Source organism: Clostridioides sp. ZZV15-6597 (genome assembly GCF_020657815.1).
Lineage (GTDB): Bacteria > Bacillota > Clostridia > Peptostreptococcales > Peptostreptococcaceae > Clostridioides.
This window is the reverse complement of record NZ_JAGWCT010000203.1, coordinates 1-2,599: the sequence shown is the minus strand read 5'-3', so window position 1 is coordinate 2,599 and position 2,599 is coordinate 1. Positions and strand designations below refer to the sequence as shown.

The following is a 2,599-nucleotide window of genomic DNA, read 5'->3' as shown; positions in this document are numbered from 1 at the left end:
AAATAACTCCAATAGTCTTATTAGAATCTTATTTAATAGTATTATAGAAAAATAATTCTATTAAATTATTTATGATTAGGTTTTTAATATATAAGATATTAAAATAAATATAGAAGATATGTGGAAAACATTTATTTTAACATTTTTTAAAGCTAATTTAATGATTTTGTTTAAAAAAAGAAAGTTATTTGTATGTTTTTACTTAAGAAAAAACATTATAATGGTAATATATTCTATTTACAATTTCATAACTTTGGTTTACAATAATAGAGACAATAAATCCTAAAAACATAATAAGAAAAAAGTGCTTAATATTTGAGAGAGACTGGTTTAGTTTACACCAGCTAGACCAGTCAAGGAATAATTTAAAGTGTAATATATAATAAGAAGAGAATACACTATTAGAATTTTCTAATAGTGTATTCTTTTTTTATAGAATTTATTATTGTTATGTAAGAAAAAAACTGTTTCAAATTTAAATTTGAAACAGTTTTTGTGTTGTCTAAAGATTTTATATTATTTAAAATTTTTAATTGCAGTAGTTAAGTTAGGTACTAATTGTTTCTTTCTAGATACAACACCTGGAGCAAATGTTCCTTGAACTCCTTCAATACCAAATGCATCAGCAATCAATCTATCTTCTGCTTTGTAAATTAAATAAGAACCTTCTTTTATTATATCTGTAACTGCAAGAACTAATTTGTCATAATCAGTTGAATTTATATAAGATAAAAATTCATCCTTCTTAGCAAATATAGAGTCTGTGTCTAAAGTAAATACTTGTCCAATACCAACTTTATGTCCACTCATGTTAAACTCTTTAAAGTCCATATTTACTATTTGTTCTATAGTAAACTCATCTAAAGAAGTACCACATTTAAACATATCCATAGCATATTTTTCCATGTCTACTTTTGCTATTTTACTTAATTCTTCACAAGCTTTCTTATCCATATCAGTAGTTGTTGGAGATTTAAATAATAATGTATCAGATAATATAGCAGATAAAAGAAGACCAGCTATTTCATAAGGTATCTCAACGTTATTTTCTTTATACATTTGATAAATTATAGTACTATTGCATCCAACAGGCATAACTCTAAAAGACATAGGAACATCAGTAGAAATACCACCAAGTTTATGATGGTCAACTATTTCAACTATATTTGCTTGTTCAATTCCATCAGCACTTTGAGCATATTCATTGTGGTCAACTAAAACAACATTCTTTTTAGATGGATTTAATAGATGCCCTTTTGAAATTAATCCTAAAAACTTATTGTCATCGTCTAATATAGGATAAGATCTAAAGTTTGTTTCTAACATAATTTCTTTTATTTCATCCATATAGTCGTCTTCTTTAAATGTAATCAAGTTGTCTGTGGCTTCTATAGAATCCAAGAAGCTACATTGATTTATTACATTAGAAGTTTTGTAGTTGTCACTTTCAACAGAAACAACAGACACTCCATTTATTTTAGCAAGAGCTAGTAAATCTTTTGAAATTTCTGTATGATTAGTAAGTATTAAAAGTTTAACTTTTGTATCGATGGCGTATTCAATACTATCATATCTATCACCAACAATAGCTATATCCCCTTCTTTTAAAGTCTCTATTAGGGTTTCCATACCAAATGATAAAGTAACAACTCTACCTTTTACATCTTCACCACAATCTACAAGGATAGTACCATTAAGGTTTTTGCAGATATTTGATAGTGATGTGTGTATAGTTGTAAAATGTTGATGAAGAAGGTTTTTAGCTATTTCTTTCATAGTAATAATACCAGCAAAAGTTCCATCCTCATAAGTTACAGGTAATGTTTTAACATTTTTTTCATCCATAAGATTATAGGCTTCTAATATAGAAGAAGTTGGAGTTAAAGGTAGTACCCTATCATAATTTAAGTCTCTAACCTGTATTCTAACGTTATCTAAGATTTCAGGTGCATCTACCTTAAAGTAATCTAAGGCATACTTAGCTTCCTTTCTGATATCTCCTAAAGCATAAGCTGTTGCTTCTATTCCTAGCTTGTTTTTTAAATATGCCAATGAAATTGCAGAACATATTGAATCTGTATCTGGATTTTTATGTCCGAAAACTAATAAACTCATTTTAAAACTCCTTTCAAAACTTGAATATAATAATAATTGATAAAAATATTATATCAAAAGGTAGTGAGTATTTGTTGTAAAAAGAAAAAAATTTAATGAAAAAAATATTATATGCAATTTTAGCTTTTACATATATAACAAATTTAATATAAAAATTTTTATGATTTATACTTTTATTCAATGAAATTGGGGTTTATTAACAACTAATTCATTGAAGATAGCTGCGAAAAAATTAATTAATATGATGAGTAAATAAAAATTTATGAAAATTTTATAGTATAAATTTTTTTGTATGTATCTCATAAGTAAAAAATTAACGAGTGCTATATAAAAATTATTTATCTATATGAAAAATATTATCCTAAAATATTGATTTAAAAATAACTGATAGAAATTAAAATAATTTTAGATTATGTATTTTTTTAAATTATATAGTTATTATTAAAAATAAAAAGTATATATAAACCAAAAATAAGTATTATTT

General features: G+C 24.7%; 1 protein-coding gene. It reads right to left on the bottom strand.

Annotated elements, in window-relative coordinates:
- Window positions 1-516: 516 nt before the first annotated feature.
- A complete protein-coding gene (locus KGF52_RS20790) occupies window positions 517-2,115 on the bottom strand; it encodes a putative manganese-dependent inorganic diphosphatase (RefSeq protein WP_227841488.1) in 1,599 nt (532 codons plus the stop codon).
- Between the last annotated feature and the right edge of the window lie 484 nt (window positions 2,116-2,599).

Excerpts from the sequence above, each read along its gene's own strand:
- KGF52_RS20790 (WP_227841488.1), bottom strand. The coding sequence starts at position 2,115 with ATGAGTTTATTAGTTTTCGGACATAAAAATCCAGATACAGATTCAATA.